The organism is Gammaproteobacteria bacterium (assembly GCA_013151035.1).
Taxonomy (GTDB): domain Bacteria; phylum Pseudomonadota; class Gammaproteobacteria; order JAADJB01; family JAADJB01; genus JAADJB01.
This window is the reverse complement of sequence record JAADJB010000019.1, coordinates 66,647-82,590: the sequence shown is the minus strand read 5'-3', so window position 1 is coordinate 82,590 and position 15,944 is coordinate 66,647. Positions and strand designations below refer to the sequence as shown.

At 44.4% G+C, this 15,944-nt stretch carries 12 protein-coding genes; all 12 read right to left on the bottom strand.

Translation table 11 applies throughout. The features are described 5' to 3' along the window. Positions 1–64: 64 nt before the first annotated feature. The 12 genes from GXP22_04725 to GXP22_04670 all read right to left on the bottom strand — a co-directional run bounded on the left by GXP22_04725 (position 65) and on the right by GXP22_04670 (position 15,937). Positions 65–1,981, bottom strand: coding sequence for a diguanylate cyclase (locus GXP22_04725; GenBank protein ID NOX08784.1), 1,917 nt, complete (start codon positions 1,979–1,981; stop codon positions 65–67). 15 nt (positions 1,982–1,996) lie between these two features. Then, positions 1,997–3,505, bottom strand: coding sequence for a lysine--tRNA ligase (lysS, locus tag GXP22_04720; GenBank protein NOX08783.1), 1,509 nt, complete (start codon positions 3,503–3,505; stop codon positions 1,997–1,999). A gap of 28 nt (positions 3,506–3,533) precedes the next feature. Further along, positions 3,534–4,632 (bottom strand): peptide chain release factor 2 gene (gene prfB, locus GXP22_04715; GenBank protein NOX08782.1). Its coding sequence is split into 2 segments (ribosomal slippage): positions 3,534–4,556 and positions 4,558–4,632, totalling 1,098 coding nucleotides; the frame shifts between segments, so codons are not numbered across the junction. Between the two features lie 172 nt (positions 4,633–4,804). Then, positions 4,805–7,951 carry a type I restriction endonuclease subunit R gene (locus GXP22_04710; protein ID NOX08781.1) on the bottom strand — a complete coding sequence of 1,049 codons (3,147 nt, stop codon included), beginning with the start codon at positions 7,949–7,951 and terminating at the stop codon, positions 4,805–4,807. Further along, entirely contained in the window at positions 7,948–8,487 is a 540-nt protein-coding gene (locus tag GXP22_04705) for a hypothetical protein (protein ID NOX08780.1), read from the bottom strand. Before GXP22_04705 ends, GXP22_04710 begins: the two co-directional genes overlap by 4 nt. A gap of 17 nt (positions 8,488–8,504) precedes the next feature. Beyond that, on the bottom strand, positions 8,505–9,488 hold the full coding sequence (locus tag GXP22_04700) for a Fic family protein (GenBank protein NOX08779.1): 984 nt from the start codon (positions 9,486–9,488) through the stop codon (positions 8,505–8,507). A 217-nt stretch (positions 9,489–9,705) separates the two neighbouring features. Then, positions 9,706–10,140 (bottom strand): type II toxin-antitoxin system death-on-curing family toxin, encoded by a 435-nt coding sequence (locus tag GXP22_04695; protein ID NOX08778.1) that lies wholly within the window; start codon positions 10,138–10,140, stop codon positions 9,706–9,708. A 1-nt stretch (position 10,141) separates the two neighbouring features. Beyond that, positions 10,142–11,164, bottom strand: coding sequence for a DNA-binding protein (locus GXP22_04690; GenBank protein NOX08777.1), 1,023 nt, complete (start codon positions 11,162–11,164; stop codon positions 10,142–10,144). Further along, entirely contained in the window at positions 11,161–12,591 is a 1,431-nt protein-coding gene (locus GXP22_04685) for a restriction endonuclease subunit S (protein ID NOX08776.1), read from the bottom strand. Before GXP22_04685 ends, GXP22_04690 begins: the two co-directional genes overlap by 4 nt. A 7-nt stretch (positions 12,592–12,598) precedes the next feature. Next, entirely contained in the window at positions 12,599–14,323 is a 1,725-nt protein-coding gene (locus tag GXP22_04680) for a type I restriction-modification system subunit M (GenBank protein NOX08775.1), read from the bottom strand. A gap of 136 nt (positions 14,324–14,459) precedes the next feature. Beyond that, a complete protein-coding gene (locus GXP22_04675; protein NOX08774.1) occupies positions 14,460–15,095 on the bottom strand; it encodes a glycosyltransferase in 636 nt (211 codons plus the stop codon). Positions 15,096–15,259: 164 nt separating this feature from the next. Next, the gene (locus tag GXP22_04670; GenBank protein NOX08773.1) at positions 15,260–15,937 is read right to left on the bottom strand and encodes a glycosyltransferase family 2 protein; all 678 of its coding nucleotides are present in this window, start codon (positions 15,935–15,937) and stop codon (positions 15,260–15,262) included. Between the last annotated feature and the right edge of the window lie 7 nt (positions 15,938–15,944).

Below are 15,944 nucleotides of genomic sequence, written 5' to 3'. Positions count from 1 at the left end.
CCTGTCACCCCACCAGCCCTGTCATCCCGCGCAGTTCCCCTGTCATCCCCGCGCAGGCGGGGATCTATTTAGTCAACATCGTCTTGTTAAATATCTTGTAATTATTGCGACCATGTTGCTTGGCATAATACATAGCGGTATCGGCGTTATATAGCAGCTCATCACGGGTAGAGGCATCATCAGGATAAATCGCAATGCCTGCACTGGCACTAATGGATAAACACTTACCCGCCTCTTCCACCGTAATGGATAGCCCTTCAATAATACGTGCGGTCAACTCTGACATGATACTATCTGCGTTAGGGATAATAAGTGCAAACTCATCACCACCAAGACGTGCTGCAGTATCATACTCACGAATATTCGATAAAATTTCCCTGGCTACTTTCTTGAGTAATTGATCACCCGCATCATGTCCCAAGGTATCATTTATTTTTTTAAAACCATCGAGATCAATGTAGACAACGGCAAGACGATGGCCTTCTCGTTGAGCACGCGCCATCTCTCTGTTCAGTTTGGTGTAAAACAGAATACGATTCGCCAGACCTGTTAATGGATCATGCAGAGCCATATCCTTGAGTTTTGCTTCATGTTCTTTTCTTGTGCTGATATCAGACATCACCGCGACATAATGGCTAATATGACCATAATCATCCCTGACGACACTAATTGAATTCCTCAGTGGGAAGATATGCCCGTCCTTATGTTTATCCCAAACTTCTCCCTGCCAATGATCGGTCTTGTCCAAGGATTCCTCTATGGCATGATAAAACACATCATTATGTCTGCCAGAACGAAATATACTGGGCGTATTACCTAATAATTCACCTCGGCTGTAACCGGTCACTCGACAAAATGCATCATTCATATCAACGATACACTTGTTGGTATCAGTAATAAGGATAGCCTCAACGGTATCTTCAAAGATACGCTGGGATAAACGCAGACGTTCTTCTGCCTTTTTACGCTCACGGATGTCACGAATAGAAGTGATCGCCAATACTTCGGAATCCTGCCGGGTGTAACCAATACTGATATCAATCGGTATTTCCTGACCTTCTTTGGTCTTGATTATAAAGTGGGTATGAGGTCTGAATGATTTTTTGGTGCGCAGAGAAAATGTTTGCTGTCTTTGTGCCACATGATGACCACGATACCGCCCCGGCATCAGATCCTCAACGGTCATGGATAACAGTTCATCACGTTGATAGCCCAACAGTCGTTCAGCCTGGATATTGGTACGTCGAATAAAGCCATCCTCGTCAATAATAAGCAATGCATCCGGGGTTGCCTCCAATACATCGCTTAAAAACAACTTGGCTTTTTGAGTTTCTTGTGTGCGAATAATCAACTGTCTGAGAAACCATAACACCAGTCCTCCTGTTAACAGAATCAGCGGGATCAAAGCAATACCCCATTGCAAAAAATACAGGGTATAGGATAGATCATGCCCGATACCTTGTTGATAGGTTTTTGCGTGATTCAGGGCATGTCGACTTAAGTTGGCAATAGCCGCCAATGCCGGTTTGTCATTTACCTTCACCTTGCTATCAATCTCTGTTGCACTATATCCTGCTGCAAGCATCTCCTTGGCAATGGCATATTTAGCACTGTATTCATCGACTACCGCACGAATATGTATCAGGGCTGGCACATCATGCTTGCTTGATTCAAGCTGTTCGTATTCAGTAATAGCGGCATAGGTCTCTGCCAGATTCTGGTCGATGGACGGTATACGCGAGGCATCCAGGCGTAACACCATATTTTTGAAATTATGAATAAACCCGCCATAACCAAAACTGCGTTCAATCCTGGATAAGGTGTAATAGGTGAGTACCACATCAGAATCGTAGTTACTCCATTTCTGATGAATTTGTTTTATCTGACTGGTAACCAGAAAACCATAAAGAAAAACAAGCAGAGCCAGACATAAGGTCAACAACCCTACCAACAAACCCTTTTTACGAGAAATCAGATTCATTACCTGATAATAGCACTATTCTACGCGGCGCATATGTGGAAACAATAATACATCGCGAATCGAAGGTGCATTGGTAAACAACATGACCAACCGATCAATACCAATACCCTCACCCGCTGTCGGTGGCATACCATGTTCCAGGGCACAGATATAATCCGCATCAAAATGCATCGCCTCAATATCACCGCCCTCTTTTTCGGCCACTTGTTGCTGGAAGCGTTCTGCCTGATCCTCGGCATCATTTAACTCGGAGAAACCATTGGCAATCTCACGACCACCAACAAAGAACTCAAAACGGTCTGTAACAAAGGGATCGTCATTATTGCGTCGGGCCAGGGGGGACACTTCGGTTGGATAGGCGGTAATAAAAGTAGGATCCATCAGACGATGCTCGACGGTCTTTTCAAAGATCTCAATCTGCACTTTGCCCAGCCCATAACTGTCTTTTAATGGAATACCCAGACCCTCGGCAATCTTGCGTGCAGAGTCAATATTCGAAATCTGATCTGCTGTAATATCCGGGTTAAAGTGCAGAATAGAACCCTTGATAGTCATACGCGTAAAGGGTTTTCCAAAGTCATAGTGATCACCCTGATATTCAATGGTGGTTGAACCCAGCAAGTCATTGGCGAGTCCGCGCAACAAATTTTCCGTGTGATCCATCAGATCATGATAAGTGGCATAGGCCTCATAAAACTCAAGCATGGTGAACTCTGGATTATGACGTGTGGATAGACCTTCATTACGGAAGTTACGATTAATCTCGTAGACGCGTTCAAAACCACCAACCACCAGACGTTTCAAATAAAGCTCCGGCGCGATACGCAAGAATAACTCCATATCCAGGGCATTATGAAAGGTGGTGAAAGGTCGTGCCGTGGCACCACCCGGTATCGCCTGCATCATGGGGGTTTCCACTTCCATGAAGTCTTTTTCATTCAGGTAATTGCGAATGTACTGAACAATCCGGGTGCGCATACGAAACACATCCCTGGAGCTCTCGTTCATAATCAGATCAAGGTAACGCTGACGATAACGCGTCTCCTGATCGCTCAAGCCATGAAATTTCTCAGGTAGTGGACGCAGTGATTTTGTCAGTAAAAATAACTGATCCACCTTAACGCTTAACTCACCTGTCTTGGTGACAAATAACTTGCCTTCCCCGCCGACAATATCCCCGACATCCCAGGTCTTGAAATTAAGATAAACCCCTTCTGGCAGGGTGTCACGCTGTAGAAAAAACTGAATAGCCCCGGACATATCCTGAATACGGATGAAACTAGCCTTACCCATCACGCGCTTTGCCATCATGCGTCCAGCGACCTTGACGCGAACCTCCTGATCCTCAAAGAAGTCATTTTCCTTATCGTCATATTCAGCATGTAACTCACCTGCCATCACATTGCGGCGGAAGTCATTAGGAAAGGCAATGCCTTGTTCACGTACCTTTGCCAGTTTGGCGCGACGTTCAGCAATTAAACGGTGTTCATCCTGCACAGGGGCTTGTTGATTTTTTTTACTCATGGCTATTCACATCTAGTTAGATTAAAAATTATAAACCCGCCTTCAGGCTGGCCTCGATAAACTGATCCAGATCACCATCTAAAACAGCCTGGGTATTTCCAGTCTCAACTCCGGTACGCAGATCTTTGATACGCGACTGATCCAGCACATAGGAACGGATCTGACTGCCCCAGCCGATATCTGATTTCGTTTCTTCCAACGCTTGTTGATCAGCATTGCGATTCTGCATCTCCAACTCATAGAGTTTAGCCTTGAGCTGCTTCATCGCCGTTGCCTTGTTCTTATGCTGGGAGCGATCATTTTGACACTGTACCACGATACCCGAAGGTTGGTGGGTGATACGCACAGCGGATTCAGTCCGGTTGACATGCTGACCACCGGCACCACTGGCACGATAGACATCGATCCTCAGATCTGCCGGGTTGATGTCAATATCAATATCATCATCCACCTCGGGTGAGACAAAGACGGCAGCAAAAGAGGTGTGACGGCGATTGCCGGAATCAAACGGGGATTTTCGCACCAGACGATGGACACCAATCTCGGTGCGCAACCAGCCAAAGGCATAATCACCATCAAACTTGATTGTCGCACTCTTAATACCCGCAACCTCACCCGCTGAGACCTCCATCAGTTCTACTTTAAACTCATGGCGCTCACCCCAACGCAGAAACATGCGTAACAATATTTCCGCCCAGTCCTGCGCCTCAGTACCCCCGGAACCTGACTGGATATCGAGGAAGGCATTGTTGGCATCCATCTCACCGGAAAACATACGACGAAATTCCATTGCCGCAATCTGTTGTTCAAGGTCAACAATATCCGCCTCAACCTCAGCCGCTGTATCCACATCATCCTCATCACGCGCCATGGTCAGCAATTCACCCGCATCCTGTAGCGTCTGACCGATACCACTCAATAGAGACACGATCTCTTCTAAACGGGAACGTTCCCGCCCCAGTGCCTGAGCGAGTTCAGGCTTATTCCAGACTGCCGGGTCCTCTAGTTCACGCTCAACCTCGGTGAGACGTTCACTCTTGAGATCATAGTCAAAGATACCCCCTAAGCGCATCTGAACGCTGTTCCAGGTCTTTGATCTGATTGAATATCGGGTTAACTTCAAGCATGGTGGTCTTGATCCTGATGAATACATTATTCTTGCGTGCGCATGATACAACAGCTAGCGGAAAAACGCCTTATTTTCCGTTGCTTGGGGACTTCGGTTATTGGGTGCGCAATGCGCACCCTACCAAATATATTCACCTCGTTCCTACGCTCTGCGTAGGAATGGATACATGATTAAATACTCCAACTACAGCTCAGAACCTCGGCCTGCTTCAGACATAACTCAATGGCTTCATCGGCCTTATCCGGTGGGTATTTCCATCGTTTCAGAGCTCGCCTGACAAGATTGCGTAGCTTTGCACGCACACTATCACGTACTTGCCAGTCAACAGTCGTGCTTTTACGCAGTTGTTCCGTGACGTATTTGGCTAATTCACGTAGATTATTATCACCGAGTTCACGTACTGCACTTTCGTTTTGAATCAGGGCGCGATAAAAAGCAATTTCATCATTATTCAGACCCAACTTATCTGCTTCGACCAGATCCTCTTCCATCTCTTTGGCCAGATTAATGAGTTCTTCAATCACCTGAGCGGTCTCAATGGCACGATTATGATATTTACGCAGGGTTTCCAGTATACGATCAGAATATTTCTTCTCTGACACCACATCTGTTTTCAAGCGCGCCTTGATCTCATCCCGTAACAGCTTTTCCAGTAGCTCCATGGCCAGATTTCTCTGCGGCATATTCTTTACATCTTCCAGGAACTCATCGGATAACAGGCCAATATTCGGTTTATCCAGCCCTACCATTTCAAACACATCCGCCACACCATCAGCAACGATAGCATTATCAATAATCTGTTTCAGGGCGGTATTTTTGTCTTCATCGGTGCGCCGTTTATCGATGGTGGTAAATTTACTGATCGCCGCCTTTATTGCAGAAAGAAAGGCAATCTCTTTTTTCATTCCTTCTGCTTCATCCATAGTGCCGCATAGGGTATAAGCCTTACTGATCGCAGCCATGACATCTAAAAAGCGTTTTTTACCCTCTTTCAGACCCAGGATATGATTCATTATCATTGGCAACAGTTGCAAGGCATTGGTTTTATAATCACTGTAATCAAAACCACTTAACATACCATGCACAACGTCCATCTTTTCTAACAGGATGGCATAGGCTTCATTGGTATCCAGGGTCGGCGCACCCTTACCCTTTGAATCGGTATAGGTCTTCAATGCATGCTTTAATTCACTGGCAATACCGATATAGTCCACGACTAAACCACCAGGCTTATCCTTAAACACCCTGTTTACCCTGGCGATGGCCTGCATCAGGTTATGCCCTTTCATCGGTTTATCGATATACATAGTGTGACAGTTAGGGGCATCAAAACCGGTGAGCCACATATCTCGCACGATTACCAGTTGTAGCGGATCGTTAACATCCTTAAAACGTTTTTCAAACCGCTTTTTGGTTTCCTTGTTGTGGATATGTGGTTGCAGCTTTTCCTTATCCGATGCTGATCCGGTCATTACAACCTTAATTGCGCCCTTGGCTGTATCACTATCATGCCATTCAGGCCTGATAGTGATAATGGCATTGTACATATCCACACAGATTTCACGGCTCATGGATACAATCATGCCCTTACCCGGCATAGTAGCAATACGGCTTTCAAAATGAGCAACCAGATCCTTAGCCACCTGTTCCATGCGCGGTGCACTACCCACCAGTTTTTCTAATGCAGCCCATCTGGATTTGGTTTGTTCCCGGGTAGCCATATCCTCTTCGTCTTCAATCACCTCTTCAACGTCATCATTCAGCGCCTCAAGCTCTGCCTGATTAATATCCAGCTTAGCCAGACGTGATTCATAATAGATTGGCACGGTGGCACCATCATCCACCGCATCCTGAATATCATAGATAGAGACATAATCGCCAAACACAGCACGGGTATCTTTATCGGCTGCTGAAATCGGTGTGCCGGTAAAACCAATAAATGAGGCCCTGGGCAAGGCATCACGCATGTGCCGGGAATAACCAAAGGTGTACTTGCCTGTCTTCGCATTAAATCTGGCTTTATCACCGTATTGACTGCGGTGTGCCTCATCACTGATTACGACAATATTATGTCGCTCACTTAATGCCGGGTGACTGGCTTCATCCGCCAGTAATGCAAACTTTTGTATGGTAGTAAAAACAATGCCACCCGATTGGCGTGAGGCCAATATATCACGCAGATCATCACGGTTACTGGCCTGTACCGGGGTTTGTTTCAGAGCATCAGCCGCCATGGCAAAGGTATTAAACAACTGGCCATCCAGATCATTGCGATCAGTAACGACCACAATGGTTGGATTATTCATCTCTGGCTGTGCCAACAACTTACCGGCATAACACACCATGGAGATAGACTTACCTGAACCTTGAGTGTGCCATACTACACCTGCCTTGCCTGATCCTGAGCCTTGTAAGCTGCCAGAATAATGCTCCCGTGCATCAGCAACCTTATCAAGCAAGGGTGGCCGTGAGGCTATCACTGTGGCATCCACAGCAGCACGCACAGCATGAAACTGGTGATAGGCAGCGATCTTTTTAATTAGTGCATCACCCTCTTGCTCAAACAATATAAAGTAATGGATATAGTCCAGAAACAACTCACGATTAAAGAAGCCTTTAATCAAGGTTTCCAGCCGATACTCAAACAAGGGTTTATCATTTTCACTGGTCATGGTACGCCAGGGCAAAAAACGTTCTTTATTGGCTGTTAATGAACCGATCCGGGCATTCAAACCATCGCTGACCACCAGGGCCTCATTAAAGACAAATAGATCAGGTACCTCATCCTTATAGGTTTGTAGCTGTTGATAGGCCGACCATATATCGGCACTGCTATCCGCTGGATTTTTGAGTTCAATAACCGCCAGTGGCAGACCATTGATAAACACAATGACATCAGGGCGACGATGACCCTTGCTGCCAGCAATAGTGTATTGATTGACCACCAGGAACTGATTGTTATCGACATTGGTGAAATCGACTAATTGCACATAGTCCGTCCTGGATTTATCACCGTCCTTGAATTCAACCTTGATACCTTCCAGTAAGAACTGGTGAAAGACCTTGTTGCCTTTGATTAATACAGGGGTTTCAGGTTTGGCAACCTGTCCGGTCACCTGCTCCAGCACAGCCAACGGGATATGTGGATTGATCTTTTGCAGTTGTTGAATCAAACGTTCAAATAGAATGATCTGAGCATAATCAGTACGTTCAGGGCGATCACCATCAGGGGCAATATCATAGCCACAGATAGAGTCATAACCAATGGACCTAAACCAGTCGAGACAGAGTTGTTCCAGTTGGTCTTCCGTGATCACGTCTTACTATCCTTTAATATTATAAAATGTTCTACTAATCTGATCATTAGCTCCTTCTGTTCAGGCTTGCTCTCTGCAACCAATAGAGCTAAGGCTACTAGCGTATTATCATTAATCAATAACTCAACGGGTTTCTCCAAAAAATGTTGATTAAGTCGTAAATACAGGAATAAAAAAATATAGCCTTTTACTACGTGCTGTTTCAGGATGTTAGTGGCCCACTGTCTAAATTGTACGCCCCTCTGTGATTTCACTCGATAGCCTACTGAAATCACAACATCTAAATTAAATGATTGAATTTTATATGTTTTCCCATCATTAGCAGTATGTGCAATTTTTGCACATACTGCATCACGCTCTAATTCCCCTTCCTTAAAAATATTATTAATATGTTTGGTAATAACAGATCGTTCACGTTCAAATAATTCAGTCATTTGGGCTTGTGACAACCATACGGTTTCTTGATCAAGTGATACATCTAATTGCACAACACCATCAGCGGATTGGAATAGTTGAATTTGATTAGTTTCCGACATAAATAACTCTTCCGTAATCATGCCTGCACCTCCCAGTGGCCAGAACGTGCTGAACCCACTCGCTTCAACAGATTGAATTCCTGTAATTTTTTAAGATTATACTTTACACCATCCTCAGTAATATTACCCAGGGCCTCAGCGATCTCTCGTCTTCCTGCCCCTGGATTGGACTGCAGATAGGCTAGAATCGCCTTCTGTTTCTGGGTAGTCTTCTGGGTAGTCTTCTGGGTAGTTACAGCCTCAGCCTGAACTTCAATAAGCACATCCAGGATCATTTGTAACATAAATCCAATAAATGGCGAAGAATCAGTTTGTGCGGTACTTTGCCTGATCGCCTGATAATATTCATCTTGATGCTGATAGACCAGACTTTCCACTGGAAGATGACTAAAGACAGGATGCCATCTGGACAGGATAAGGGTCTGCCATAAACGCCCCATGCGGCCATTACCATCCGCAAAGGGATGAATGAACTCAAACTCATAATGAAAGACACAACTGGCAATCAATGGATGGCTATCTGTATGCGCCAGCCATTCCAGTAAATCGGATACCAGTTTAGCGACTCGATTCGCCTGTGGGGCCATGTGTACCACCTTATCACCCGACATGACACCAACACCACCAGTACGATAGCTGCCGACCTCTTCAACCAACCCGGTCATAAGTGTTTTGTGAGCCGCTAACAAAGCCTGTTCACTAGAGGGCTGCCAGGTATCCAGTTGCTCATAGACACTGATCGCATTGAGTGCCTCCTTGACCTCTTTAGGCGGTGCAACAACTCGTTTACCATCAAGAATGGCTGTGATCTGTTCTTCAGACAGCGTATTGCCTTCAATCGCTAATGAACCCTGAATAGTACGCATACGATTGACACGCCGTAAACGTAGGTTCTGTTCGCATTCAAGCTGTACCGACAAACGCCCTATTGCTTCACTGATCTCAGCGATCAGTTTCAGGATTGTGTTGGTTAAGGTGAATGGCGGTTTATATTCAGGCATGGGATTATTATTTACACATTAATGTATTGCTATTAAGTAGTCATATTCCTACAATCTTTTCAAAGGACTGGGGATTCTCGGTCGACAACTGGCCTCGGCAGATTCGTCGGGGCCTTTTGTTTTTCAGGGTTTTTAATATCAAGTTTTTGTTACGTTTAGTGTGACTCGTGATTTTCAATGGGTGCCCCTTGATTATTTAATTGATCTTCGGTAATCATTATTTTACCGCCTCTAATAATTCTAGTTTTAATTCTTCTGAAAACTCATCATCCATAATAAGAGAAGTCACTATTTTCAATAACAAGGCTTTTGAAATTTTTCCTTCTGCCAGCCAAACTACAATATTTTCCATTTCTTGAACAAATGTTTGGACACAATAATCATAACCATTTAACTCAAGAAAGTAGGCACCTAAACTCAGGCTCGAACGCTTATTGCCATCATTAAATGCGTGAAATTTATTAATAGAAAAAACTAAATGATTCAACTTCTCTTCAAAGCTTGGGTAATACAAATCATTTTGAATATGATCTAGAACACTATCCACTTGACCTAAATCTTTTGTACCAGACAAACCGCCTGAGTTTTCGATAATCCAATCATGTACCTCTACAGCATGATTTACATCAAAGTAAAGAATCAGCTCATTCATACTAGCGATCCTTTAACCGCTTTAAAACTTCTAGCGTCTTAGTATCAGAAAGCTGTTCTTCCAAGGACTTTGTCTTTTCACCCAAAAATCGATCGAAATCACCTTCTGGAACCGTTTGAATGTAGTGCTCTAACTTATCATGTAAAGCATCACGAAAACCCAAATCGCGGCTTGCCATTCTCACCCTGGCATCCTCAATTGATGGTTTTAGAAATGGATTGTTCTTTGCCTCTGTAATCATGCTATCTAGTTCAGAAGGCACTAATTTACGATTATGTTGTTCAGACCACTCTCGCATTTGTGTGGCCAACCCGTGTTCAAAGCCTGCAATGGCCTTGAGTACCTCGGCATACATGGTGTTACGTGTTTTCTCTTTACTTGCAAGCTTTAAAACTTTTTTATATTCAAGTGCATTTTCACAAAATACCACTTTATATATTTTATCTGTATAAACAGCATATTTATGGTTTCCCATTTCCAGATGATCTCGCAAGGAATCGGTAAATTGCTTACGGTAGCTGTCTTCCATATATGCCGCAGGTAAATAATCTTGATCCCGTTGATTAATATATTTAGTATGTCCCCCTGCTTTTTCAGCTACTACGTCGATAACAATATCCAACATTCGGCTGCGAATGACTTTGGCTCGCTCACTCTCCGTAGCCAACATGGCAACATTCAAAACCGCCCGAAATGAAAACACACCCAGAGAAGGAGTTTTGGGGTCGATGATGTCGACGACATCTGTGTCGTCGACATAGGCTAACTTTATGTTTTTTAAAGCATGACCTTTCAGTATTCGATAGCCATTTGCCTTGATTTCACTACCATGAGTGGTCAAATAACGGTCAACTGTACGCTCATCAATGGTTAATATTTCAGCAAGCTGGGATTTAGTGAAAATCGTCTCACCCTCAAACTGAAGCCCCCCAAGTGCCAGATGTTCCTCCAACTTGGTCAAGGCATAGCGATTATTTAGCACATTTTGCCGAGCGACTTCTGAAGTGGTTAAGTCATGACTCATATCGCTTCCTCCAATCCTGTTTGATTTTGTTCTATTTGGAGTTCACCGGAAAGGAGTTTCGGCAATAAGGAATCTCTCATATTAGAAAGTTTAATTTCTTGATTACTTTGTTGCATTGAAACAAATGGGCTAATAAATTCTTCAAATTTATTTTGTAATTCAACAGGTGGTGATAACAAGTCAATTGTCTCTAGATCTTTTCTTTTTATACTAGCTTGTACCGTAATAATTAAGCGCGCATCAACATCATGTCGAAACCTGAAACCATCCATCTGGTAATACATAAAATATGGTGAAGATTTTTCTTTATAAAAACGCATACCGAGTAAGTTCTGCGCAATAGTAAACTTTTCATTTTCAGGAACCATGCAAATCCGGCCTATAGTCCCAACAGTTGAAATAATAATATCACTCGTCTCAAGATGAGCTCTAAACCAATTTTCATAAGTTTCGTCATCTACGTATTTTGTAGTATCAAGGTCAGGTTTCATCGAGCCATTAGGTAGATGCTTCACTTCAAGCAATGGAATCCCAAAATCTACTAAAGGCGGTGTCTTTCCCCTATTATCAATGTACTTTTCAACAATTTGTTTAAAACGAGTAACAGCCCACCCTTCCGGTATCTCACCTAACTCAGATTCAACCAAAGTATCAGGGAATAAAGCAGCGATGGTTTTGAGTTGTTGTTGGGTTTCAGAACTTAGTTGTTCAAGTTCTTCTAATGACTTGCTACTGATGGCACACATGGCGGCACGTTCGATGGCAGTTTCTACATCAAAGTCTTTGGGTAGTGGTGTATTTTTTTCGCTCCCGGGTATCCTGCCCTCCGCGACACTGGCACATACCTGTGCCTTGGCTTTTACAGGGTCGAAATCCACAAACCAAGATTTAAAAATGGCCTGGGCGATTTGTTCGAGAGTTTGGTTAGTTTGGCGGTTTAGTTCGATTTTGTTGTCAATAGTTTTAAGAAAATCACCGATCTCTTTTCTCTTCTCTTTTTCTGGAAAATTGAAGTCAAATTCCACAAGCGATTGCCATGGGACGCGTTGCCGTCCAGATGTGCCTTCCATACGTGCCTGAGCATATGAACGGAATTCAGGCAGTCTAGCCAAATAATAAATATAGTCTTGATCATATTCCGGCTCTTTAGCGGCCATTACGATGAACTCTGTTGAACCATGCGCTACGGTATTTTCAGGCAACTCAGCAACCTTTGCTGTTTTCCCATTTTCTAAACATGGTGTTATTCGTGCAAACAAGGTATCACCATTTTTAAATTTTGATCCACCCCCTTTGAATTCTCGCTCACCAATTTGGTTTATATCTCGACTATCCACAGGTAAAGCAGCCATGTTTATAAATGGTGCAAGACAACCTTTATTAAGGGCCCTCTTTGGGTTGAAATCAATAAAATCTGTTATTTTCATGCTTGAATTAGACATCAAATCCCAACCCCGCCAAATTCTTCTTAATTTCCCCTTCCAGCCGATCACTCTCTTCAAACTGTACCTTTAACTGCCCTGTCAATCGTGCCATTTTTTCAGCAAAGGGCTCGCCATCGTCTTCCTCAGGGGCGGCACCAACATAACGGCCTGGGGTGAGTACATAATCATGTTTTTCTATTTCTTCTCGTTTGGCGGAATAACAAAAGCCGGGGGTATCCTGGTACAGGTATTCTGGATCAGGATCGACCTTGGATATGATGCCATCGCCATTATCACATTTACCATAGTTCATACGCCAGCCGTGATAGGTTCGGGTGATGCTTTCCAGATCTTCAGGGCTAAAGTCTTTGAGTACACGGTCTTTCATATAGCCAAGGTTACGGGCATCAATAAAGAGTATTTCACCACTGCGATCACGGTAATGACTGTAATCTACTGCACGTTCTTTCTTGTTTTTGGTCAGAAACCAGATACAGGCGGGTATCTGGGTATTGGTAAATAGCTGGCCGGGTAAGGCGACCATACATTCCACCAGATCATTCTCAATCAGGGCCTTACGAATTGTACCTTCACCACTGGTATTGGAACTCATGGAGCCATTGGCTAATAACAGTCCCATACTGCCATTGGGAGCCAGGTGCCAGAGCATGTGTTGTAGCCAGGCAAAGTTGGCATTGTTCGAGGGTGGCTTGCCGTATTGCCAACGGGGGTCATTTTCATCTACCCCGATATCCCACTCTTTCATATTAAAGGGTGGATTAGCCATAACAAAGTCGGCACGTAGATCGGGGTGTTGATCATTGGTATAGGTGCTGGCAGGTTCTTTACCAAAGTTAAAGTCGATACCGCGTATCACCATGTTCATGGCGGCCAGTTGCCATGTGGTGTGGTTGTATTCTTGTCCATAGATGGAGACATCGCCCATACGGCCTTCATGTGCGGTAATGAAATGCTCGGACTGCACAAAAAAACCACCGGAACCCATGGCGGGGTCATAGACGCGGCCTTTAAAGGGTTCGAGCATCTGTACAATGAGGCTAACGATGGATTTAGGGGTGTAGAACTGACCACCTTTTTTACCTTCAGCCAGGGCAAATTGACCGAGGAAGTATTCGTAGACATGGCCGAGGATGTCTTTGCTGCTTAATGTTGCATGAGTAAAGGGGATGGTGGCAACCAGATCAATCAATTCGCCCAGCTTGGCCTGATCAATTTGTAACTGGGTATAACGTTTGTTGAGTACACCCTTGAGTTTGGGGTTGTCGTGCTCGATGGCCTCCAGGGCATTATCAATAAGCTGGCCGACGGAGCGGATCTTCTTTTTACGATTGCCTGTCCCAATCTCTATCTCACCGGTGATGACCACCTTGTTCTGATTTTGCAGGAACTCCCAACGTGCCTGTTGTGGCACCCAGAACACATTGGCCTCGGCATAGAAGTCACGTTGTTCGAGTTCGCTGTTGATCTCTTCCAGACACTCTTGTTCTGAGTCGAATCCGGCAGGGTCGAGGAAATAATCGTGGGCCTTATCTTTGAATTGTTTGCTGAGTTCCTTTCTTCGAATATCGAAGGCATCGGAGACATATTTTAAAAACACTAATCCTAAGACAACATGTTTGTATTGTGAGGCATCCAGTGCTGGCAGCAGTTTATTAGCGCTGGTCCAGAGCTTTTTCTCCAGTTCATTAAGGAATTGTTGTTCATCCTGTTGCATTGATGATATGCCTTGTTATTGATTGTTTATTATCATGAAAGTTTGTGTTCAGAGTGAATCATTGATATTAGCACTTTGGTGAGTCGTGTGCATCAGGATATGTTGGGGAAGAATATTTTGGTGTGCAGTGCGCACCCTACCAAAGGCCTTTTACCAGGTCTGCATGTTTTGGTGATGCCTTTAATCGTTCCAGATCCTCTGGCAAATCCAGATCCCAGTGGCTTGCTATCGAGGCATGACGTATGTTCAGTGTGTTCGTACGTTCAATAGTCTGTTGATAGACTTGATCACTGCCCCAGTTAATCCCCTGGAACAAACTTTCATGAGGGCTGGATAGCCCGATCATGACATAACCACCATCCTCGGCAGGGCCTAATACCAGTTCATTGTCCTGTGCCAATAACTCAAATCCTTGCAAGATATCGGTAGCCGATAATAGTGGGCAATCACAGCCAATCAGGATGGCACGGGGGGATTCAGTTAATGCTTGTTGCAGGGCATGATGCATACGTTGACCAAGATCAGTGCCCGTCTGTACAGATAATTGACAGCCGTAATCTTTCTGCAGGGTGTGGAATAGCGGATAATTCGTATCCGGGGTGCAACAAAGTTCAATACTGTATTCTTGTTGTTTGCTGTGTTGTTGCAGGGTATGGATGAGCAGACGATGGTATAACTTAGCCGCATTAACCGCGCCTAAGGCTGGAATCAAACGTGTCTTAACCTGTCCCGGTTCAGGTGCCTTGGTGAAGATGATGAGTTTATTGGTCATTACTGGTGCCTTTTAATGTCATCCTCGCGTAGGCGGGGATCCATGGTACTTTTACAGATGGATTTCCGCCTGCGCGGGAATGACAGAACCCTCATTTTGGTAGGGTGCACAATGCGCACCAGATGATATTGTTTATGGTGGTTTATTGGTGCGTGGTACGCACCCTACCGATAATAACGGGCAAGCGTGCCAGGGCTAACTCCCATCGCATAAGCCAGACGCAGAGACCACATTAAAAAAATCGTGCGCATAATTCCCTTCTCTTCCCAACGTCTTGAAGAGGTCAATAGTCGTTGATGAAGACAGAGCGGTTTACATTGTTGTTTCAGCCTCTTGCTCAGAGCAACATCTTCCATCAAGGAGATCTGTGGGTAGCCGCCAACCTGTTCATAAAGTGCTCGACTAATAAAAATACCTTGATCACCGGTAGCGATACCACTAAGCCTTGAACGGAGATTAATTAGACGTTCAACAATGCGTAGTAATGGATGCGTCCCCGATAGTTTAATATCAAAACGTCCCCAGAGCCTTTCAGATGTCGCTGTAATCTGTATCATCGAATCAATAACCGTCTTAGGCACACGGGTATCTGCATGCAAAAACCACAGGATAGAACCACTGGCCTGTATCGCGCCCTCATGCATCTGGCGGGCGCGTCCCCGTTGACTGGATATCAGTGAATCATATAAACCACCAATCCTTTGCAGGGTTTTATCTTCACTGCCACCATCGACCACAATAATCTCATGCCCCTGCTGACGCAGACACTGTAGATCCTGTAAGGTCATTGTTATATGTTGTTCTTCATTCAAGGTCGGAATAATAATCGAGATCTTCACCATGTCTGCA

What these genes read in the sequence shown, in the direction of transcription:
- GXP22_04690 (NOX08777.1), bottom strand. Translation starts at nt 11,164, where the DNA reads ATGAGTCATGACTTAACCACTTCAGAAGTCGCTCGGCAAAATGTGCTA.
- GXP22_04675 (NOX08774.1), bottom strand. Translation starts at nt 15,095, where the DNA reads ATGACCAATAAACTCATCATCTTCACCAAGGCACCTGAACCGGGACAG.
- GXP22_04695 (NOX08778.1), bottom strand. Translation starts at nt 10,140, where the DNA reads ATGAATGAGCTGATTCTTTACTTTGATGTAAATCATGCTGTAGAGGTA.
- GXP22_04685 (NOX08776.1), bottom strand. Translation starts at nt 12,591, where the DNA reads ATGAAAATAACAGATTTTATTGATTTCAACCCAAAGAGGGCCCTTAAT.
- GXP22_04705 (NOX08780.1), bottom strand. Translation starts at nt 8,487, where the DNA reads ATGTCGGAAACTAATCAAATTCAACTATTCCAATCCGCTGATGGTGTT.
- GXP22_04670 (NOX08773.1), bottom strand. Translation starts at nt 15,937, where the DNA reads ATGGTGAAGATCTCGATTATTATTCCGACCTTGAATGAAGAACAACAT.
- GXP22_04700 (NOX08779.1), bottom strand. Translation starts at nt 9,488, where the DNA reads ATGCCTGAATATAAACCGCCATTCACCTTAACCAACACAATCCTGAAA.
- GXP22_04725 (NOX08784.1), bottom strand. Translation starts at nt 1,981, where the DNA reads ATGAATCTGATTTCTCGTAAAAAGGGTTTGTTGGTAGGGTTGTTGACC.
- GXP22_04680 (NOX08775.1), bottom strand. Translation starts at nt 14,323, where the DNA reads ATGCAACAGGATGAACAACAATTCCTTAATGAACTGGAGAAAAAGCTC.
- lysS (NOX08783.1), bottom strand. Translation starts at nt 3,505, where the DNA reads ATGAGTAAAAAAAATCAACAAGCCCCTGTGCAGGATGAACACCGTTTA.